Origin of the sequence: Acidovorax facilis (assembly GCF_023913775.1) — a bacterium.
Classification (GTDB): domain Bacteria; phylum Pseudomonadota; class Gammaproteobacteria; order Burkholderiales; family Burkholderiaceae_C; genus Acidovorax; species Acidovorax facilis.
Window position 1 is genome coordinate 1 of sequence record NZ_JAMXAX010000211.1, and the last position, 6095, is coordinate 6095.

Below are 6095 nucleotides of genomic sequence, written 5' to 3' on the forward strand. Positions count from 1 at the left end.
CTTTTGCTGCAGTCCCAGGGCTATTGCGTGGCGTTCGCTCTGGCTCAACTGCTGGTAATTCTTCTGTGTCATCTTGGCCTCAATTCTCGGTGTTGCACTTCAGAATTGAGGCCGCCAAGCGCTAGAGGCCAAAAAGGCCAAAAAAAGCGCCCGGTGGTCCCGGGCGCTTTTGGTTTGGGAGTCAGTCCTGGGGGCTGAATCCAATAATCATGGAGGCGGGAGGCGCTCGTCCGCCAACGTCGCGCGGCAGGGTCTCGGTCTTGTCCAGCGCGCGCAGCACGGCCTCATCCCAGGCCTTGTTGCCACTGGGCTTGACCAGCCGCTTGCCGACGATGGTGCCATCGGGCGACAGGCGCACCTCCACCTCGGCGCGTGGGTTGCCTGAGATCGCATCGGGGTAGACGATGTTTGGTCTGACCTTGGCGGACACCATTCCTCCGTAAGCGCCCGAAGGGCCTGCATTTCGCTGGGCTGTGCCCGTGGCGTTCTCGCCGCCCGTAGCCCCCGCCAGACCCTGGATGCGGCGCAGGTTGGCTTCGCGTTGTTCCGCAAGCTGTTTGGCCTCCGCATCGGCCTTGCGCTTGGCGGCCTCGTCCGCCTTGCGCTTGTCTTCGGCCAGCTTCTTTTGTTTGTCCTGCTCGGCTTTCTTCTGCTCTGCCAGCTGCTTTTCGCGCTGTTCCTTTTCTTTTTCCTTTTCCTTTTGCAGGCGTTCCTTCTTTTCCTGCTCCAGGCGGTCGCGGCGTTCGTCTTCCTTGCGCTCACGTTCGCGCTTTTCACGTTCCAGCTGCTGCTCGCGCGCCTTCTTCTCCTGCTCCAGGCGTTTCTTTTCGCGTTCGATGGCGATGTCCGCCTCGCGCGTGTCGGGCGGCTCCACGGCGCGTGGTGCGGCCTGCTGGGGCACCGCAGCCCACAGTTCGGCCTCCACCGCAGGCTGGTCGGCGCTGTTCTTCCAGTTCACTCCCCAGGTGAGCGCACCGATGAGCACGACATGCACAAGCACCGCCAGTGAAATGGCGCGCAAGCGTGCCGGGGGGCGGGGCGGGGAAAACTGGTCGCGGTCGTTGTGGGCGTGCATGGGCTTCAGAGCGGCGGGCGTGCGTTCGGTTCAACCACCCTGTTTGACGGAAAGACCCACGCGTTGCACGCCCGCCTTTTGCAAGGCATCCATGGCTTTCACCACGTTTTCGTACTGCACGCCCTTGTCGGCGCTGATGACCACGGCACTGGCGCTGTCAGCACCCTGGGCCTTCTGCCAGCGGCTGGCTGCGTCGCCGATCTCGCGCTGGTTCAGACTGCGTGTGGCTTCGGGCGTCTTGAACTGCAGCGTGCCGTCCTTGTTGACGATGACCTGGGCCACCACCTTGGGCATGTTCTTGCCTTTGCTCACGCTGGGCACATCAACAACGCCCGGCGTCAGCATGGGCGCCGTCACCATGAAGATGATGAGCAGCACCAGCATGACGTCGATGAACGGGACCATGTTGATCTCGTTGATGGTGCGGCGGCCTCGACCGCGGGATGCCATGGCGGGCATGTGGGCCTCCGTGCTCAGTGGCCCGAGGCCGTATGGCCTGCGGGTGCGGGCTGGGCGCCCAGATTGCGCTGCAGGATGTTGGAGAACTCTTCGATGAAGGTCTCCTGGTGCGTGGCCACGCGGTCGATGTCGCGGGCAAAGCGGTTGTAGGCGATCACAGCGGGGATGGCGGCAAACAGGCCGATCGCGGTGGCCACCAGGGCTTCGGCAATGCCAGGCGCCACGGTGGCCAGCGTGACCTGCTCCATGCCCGCAAAGCCGGTGAACGCGTGCATGATGCCCCACACGGTGCCAAACAGGCCTACGTACGGCGACACGGAGCCGACCGACGCCAGGAATGAAAGGCTCGACTCCACAACATCCATCTCGCGCTGGAAGCTCGCGCGCATGGCGCGGCGTGCGCCGTCGAGCAGGGTGCCGGGGTCCACGATGCGGCGCTCACGCAGCTTCTGGTATTCACGCATGCCGCTGGCAAAAATACGTTCCATGGGACCGGCCTGCTTGGCGTTTTGTGCGGCACTGGCGTACAGGTCGTTCAGGCTGGTGCCCGACCAGAACTCGCGCTCGAAATCCTCATTGAGCGCTTTCACGCGCTTGAGCGAAAACAGCTTTCGGAAGATGGCTGCCCAACTGGCGACGGAGACGCCCAGCAGCAGCAGCATCACGAGTTGCACCACCCAGCTGGCGTGCAGCACCAGGGTGATGATGGACATGTCTTGGGAGTTCATGGTGAGAGTTGTTCCAGCAGGGTGTTCGGAATTCTTGCGGGGCGCAGGGTGGCAGCATCAACCCATCCGATGCGGATGGTGCCTTCGCTCAGCAACAAAGGGGCTTGTTCGGTCATCTGCTCTGGTTTCAGGAGCGCGCGCTGCACTATTGTCAACGATGCGCGGCCCGAGGCCTGCAGGGCGGCGGTAACAATCAGTTCATCGTCCAGCCGTGCAGGCCGGTGGTAGCGAAGCTGGGCATCGGTTACGACAAACATGCCCCCGGTTTGTTCCCGCAATCGCTGCTGACCCACGCCCAGCGACCGCAGCCATTCGGTGCGAGCGCGCTCGAAGAATTTGAGGTAGTTGGCATAGAACACGATGCCGCCGGCATCGGTGTCCTCCCAATACACGCGGATGGGGAACTCGAATGCCATCGCGCGTTACCCCAGCACGCTGCGCAGCCGCGCCACAGACTCTTGGAGTTGCGCCATGGAGTTGGCGGTGGAAAAGCGCACAAACCGTTCTGGCTCGGCCGTGCCGAAGTCACGCCCTGGCGTCACGGCGATGTGCGCACGGCGCATCAGCTCAAAAGCAAAGTCCCAGCTGCCGCTGACACCCAGGCGCTCGGCGGCCTGCGTGCAGTCCGCCCAGGCGTAGAAGGCGCCGTCGGGCATCACCGGCACCGAAAGGCCCATGGACTGCAGGGCGGGGATAAAGAAGTCGCGCCGGGCCTTGAACTCGGCGCGGCGGCGTTCGTATTCAGCAATGCTCTCTGTCTCGAAGCAGGCCAGCGCCGCGTGTTGCGACACGGTGCTGGCACAGATGAACAGGTTCTGCGCCAGGCGCTCGACCACCGGCACCATGGCTTCGGGCACCACCATCCAGCCCAGGCGCCAGCCGGTCATGTTGAAGTATTTGCTGAAGCTGTTGATGCTGATGATGTTGTCGTCGATGGCCAGTGCGGTGTGGCCAAACTCTTCCTCGTATGACAGGCCCAGGTAGATCTCGTCGATCATGGTGATGCCGTCGTGCGCACGCACCACGTCGTGGATTCGGCGCAGCTCATCGGGCGCAATCGAAGTACCCGTGGGGTTGGATGGCGATGCCAGCAACACGCCCCGCGTCTGCTCGCCCCAGGCGGCGCGCACCTTGTCGGCGCTCAGCTGGTAACGCTCTGCCGCTGTGGTGGGCAGCAGCACGGCCTTGCCCTCGGCCGCGCTCACAAAGTGGCGGTTGCAGGGGTAGCTCGGGTCGGGCATCAGGATCTCGTCGCCCGACTCGATGAGCGCCAGGCACGCCAGCTGCAGCGCGGCCGAAGCACCGGCCGTGACCACGATGCGGCGCGCGGGCACGTTGACGCCAAAGCGGCTTTGGTACCAGCCGCTGATGCGTTCGCGCAAGGCATCCAGGCCCAGTGCATTGGTGTACTGCGTGGCGCCGCTGTGCACGGCGCGCGCGGCGGCCTCCTGCACCAGCGGTGGCGCGGTGAAGTCGGGCTCGCCGATGTTCAAGAAGATCATGGGCTCGCGCGTGCCGGCCACCTCGCGCGCCAGGGCCTGCGCGGCCTTGGCGACCTCCATCACATAGAACGGTTCGATGCGCTCAGCGCGCGTGGAAAACTTCATGGGAAGGTGTCCTGCCCGTGCGGGTCGGGTGTTGTTCGGAAACTCAAGAAAGAAGGCCCCGTGCGTGGCAGTGGGTTGCACGCGCGGGAGCCTTTCGGCGGGTGCGCTCAGGCTTCGTCGGCGGGCGCGCCAGGCATTGCGCCCGAGGCCTTGTCGGCGGCCACTTCCACCGCGCGCAACTTGGGGGCCAGGCCGTTGAGCACGGCGTTCACATACTTGTGGCCGTCTGTGCCGCCAAACTCTTTGGCCAGCTCAATGCACTCGTTGAGCACCACGCGCCACGGCACGTCCAGGCAGTGCTGAAACTCATACACGCCGATCCACATCGTGGCGTGCTCGATGGGCGAGATCTCGGCCATTTTGCGGTCCAGCAGCGGGGTGATCAGCGCATCCAGGTCGGCGGCGGTGTTGATGCAGCCGTGCAGCAGTGCGTCGTAGTGCACCGAATCGGCCTTGTGAAAGCCCGCCAGATCGCGGGTAAACGCGTCGATGGCTTCGGGCGCATTACCGCCCACCAGGTGCTGGTACAGGGCCTGCAGCGCGAATTCGCGTGCGCGGCTGCGGTTGGACTTGGACGCTGCCTTGCGCGTGCCCGTGCTCTTGAGCCCGGTGCGGGCCTGCTTGGGCGGGCGTGCCGAGGACGGCGTGGGGGTGTTTTCGCTCATGACAGCTCGTCCAGCAGGTTGGCCATTTCCACCGCAACGCGGGCGGCATCGGTGCCTTTTTCGGTCTGGCGGGCGATGGCCTGCTCGACGTTTTCGGTGGTGATGATGGCGTTGGCAATCGGGATCTGGTAGTCCAGCGACAGGCGCGTGACGCCCGCGCCGGATTCGTTGGCCACCAGTTCGAAGTGATAGGTCTCGCCACGGATGATGCAGCCCAGCGCAATCAGCGCGTCGAATTCATCGCTTTCGGCCATGGCCTGCAAGGCCACGGGCACCTCCAGCGCGCCGGGCACCAGCACGTGCTTGATGTGCTTTTCTTGCACGCCCAGCGCCAGCAACTCGGCGCGGCAGGCGGCCGCCAGCGTGTTGGTGATGCTCTCGTTGAAGCGGGCCTGCACGATGCCGATGTGCAATTTCTTGCCGTCCAGCTTGTCCGCTGTTCCTTTGTCTGCGCCAAACATGTTCTTTATTCCTTGGGGATGAAGCCGGTGATTTCGAGGCCGTAGCCGGCCATGCTGGGCATGCGGCGGGGCTGACCCATCAGAGCCATCTTGTGCACGCCACATTCGCGCAGGATCTGCGCGCCCACGCCATAGGTGCGCAGGTCCATGCGGCCGCGTTCAGGCGCTTGGGCTGCGCGGGCGGTGCCTTCAAACTGCGCCAGCAGCTGGGCGGCGCTTTCACCGCAGTTCAGCAGCACGGCCACGCCCTTGCCTTGCTTGACGAGGTATTGCAGGCTGGTATCGAGGCCCCACGAGTGCATGGAGCGGTTGACCTCCAGCGCGTCGAACACCGACAGCGGCTCGTGCACGCGCACAGGTACCACGTCGTCGGCGCTCCACTGGCCCTTGACCAGCGCCAGGTGCACGGCCTGGCTGGGTTTGTCGCGGAAGGCGTGGGCGGTAAATTCGCCGTAGGCGGTCTGCAGCGTGCGCGTGCCGACCTTTTCGACCAGCGACTCGTTGCGGCTGCGGTATTCGATGAGGTCGGCAATGGTGCCGATCTTCAGGCCGTGCTCGGCCGCAAACAGCTGCAGATCGGGCAGGCGGGCCATGGTGCCGTCGTCCTTCATGATCTCGCAGATCACCGATGCGGGGCTGCAGCCTGCCATGGCGGCCAGGTCGCAACCGGCTTCGGTATGGCCTGCGCGCATGAGCACGCCACCGTCCACGGCCTGCAGCGGGAAGATGTGGCCGGGTTGGACCAGGTCGGTGGGCTTGGAGTTGCGGTCCACCGCCACCTGCACGGTGCGGGCACGGTCGGCAGCCGAGATGCCAGTGGTCACACCCTCGGCCGCCTCGATGGAGACGGTGAACGCTGTGCTGTACACCGTGCCATTGCGCGCGGCCATGGGTGGCAGCTTGAGGAACTCGCAGCGCTCACGGCTCAATGTCAGGCAGATCAGGCCCCGGCCGAAGCGGGCCATGAAGTTGATGGCCTCGGGTGTCACGTGGTCGGCGGCCAGGACGAGGTCGCCTTCGTTTTCGCGGTCTTCTTCATCCACCAGGATGACGATGCGCCCGGCGCGCATCTCGGCCACGATGTCCTCGACGGGGGAGAT

8 protein-coding genes are annotated in these 6095 nt (G+C 64.7%); all 8 read right to left on the minus strand.

What is annotated here, in order from left to right; genetic code table 11:
- Positions 1–181: 181 nt before the first annotated feature.
- Positions 182–1075 carry a cell envelope integrity protein TolA gene (gene tolA, locus NFX52_RS29040; RefSeq protein WP_252635952.1) on the minus strand — a complete coding sequence of 298 codons (894 nt, stop codon included), beginning with the start codon at positions 1073–1075 and terminating at the stop codon, positions 182–184.
- A gap of 30 nt (positions 1076–1105) precedes the next feature.
- Positions 1106–1534 (minus strand): ExbD/TolR family protein, encoded by a 429-nt coding sequence (locus tag NFX52_RS29045; protein WP_252635953.1) that lies wholly within the window; start codon positions 1532–1534, stop codon positions 1106–1108.
- Between the two features lie 14 nt (positions 1535–1548).
- Positions 1549–2262, minus strand: a complete 714-nt coding sequence (gene tolQ / locus NFX52_RS29050) for a protein TolQ (protein WP_055398908.1) — start codon at positions 2260–2262, stop codon at positions 1549–1551.
- Positions 2259–2678 carry a tol-pal system-associated acyl-CoA thioesterase gene (ybgC, locus tag NFX52_RS29055; protein ID WP_055398907.1) on the minus strand — a complete coding sequence of 140 codons (420 nt, stop codon included), beginning with the start codon at positions 2676–2678 and terminating at the stop codon, positions 2259–2261. Before ybgC ends, tolQ begins: the two co-directional genes overlap by 4 nt.
- Before the next feature lie 6 nt (positions 2679–2684).
- Positions 2685–3869 carry a pyridoxal phosphate-dependent aminotransferase gene (locus tag NFX52_RS29060; RefSeq protein WP_055398905.1) on the minus strand — a complete coding sequence of 395 codons (1185 nt, stop codon included), beginning with the start codon at positions 3867–3869 and terminating at the stop codon, positions 2685–2687.
- Between the two features lie 107 nt (positions 3870–3976).
- Positions 3977–4534, minus strand: a complete 558-nt coding sequence (nusB, locus tag NFX52_RS29065; RefSeq protein WP_055398903.1) for a transcription antitermination factor NusB — start codon at positions 4532–4534, stop codon at positions 3977–3979.
- Positions 4531–4995: a 6,7-dimethyl-8-ribityllumazine synthase gene (gene ribH, locus NFX52_RS29070; RefSeq protein ID WP_055398902.1), complete on the minus strand. Its 465-nt coding sequence runs from the start codon at positions 4993–4995 to the stop codon at positions 4531–4533. The genes nusB and ribH overlap by 4 nt, the downstream gene beginning before the upstream one ends.
- 5 nt (positions 4996–5000) lie before the next feature.
- Positions 5001–6095: bifunctional 3,4-dihydroxy-2-butanone-4-phosphate synthase/GTP cyclohydrolase II (gene ribBA, locus NFX52_RS29075; protein ID WP_252635954.1), on the minus strand; the 1095-nt coding region annotated here is incomplete at its 5' end.

Excerpts from the sequence above, each read along its gene's own strand:
- tolA (WP_252635952.1), bottom strand. The coding sequence starts at position 1,075 with ATGCACGCCCACAACGACCGCGACCAGTTTTCCCCGCCCCGCCCCCCG.
- NFX52_RS29045 (WP_252635953.1), bottom strand. The coding sequence starts at position 1,534 with ATGCCCGCCATGGCATCCCGCGGTCGAGGCCGCCGCACCATCAACGAG.
- tolQ (WP_055398908.1), bottom strand. The coding sequence starts at position 2,262 with ATGAACTCCCAAGACATGTCCATCATCACCCTGGTGCTGCACGCCAGC.
- ybgC (WP_055398907.1), bottom strand. The coding sequence starts at position 2,678 with ATGGCATTCGAGTTCCCCATCCGCGTGTATTGGGAGGACACCGATGCC.
- NFX52_RS29060 (WP_055398905.1), bottom strand. The coding sequence starts at position 3,869 with ATGAAGTTTTCCACGCGCGCTGAGCGCATCGAACCGTTCTATGTGATG.
- nusB (WP_055398903.1), bottom strand. The coding sequence starts at position 4,534 with ATGAGCGAAAACACCCCCACGCCGTCCTCGGCACGCCCGCCCAAGCAG.
- ribH (WP_055398902.1), bottom strand. The coding sequence starts at position 4,995 with ATGTTTGGCGCAGACAAAGGAACAGCGGACAAGCTGGACGGCAAGAAA.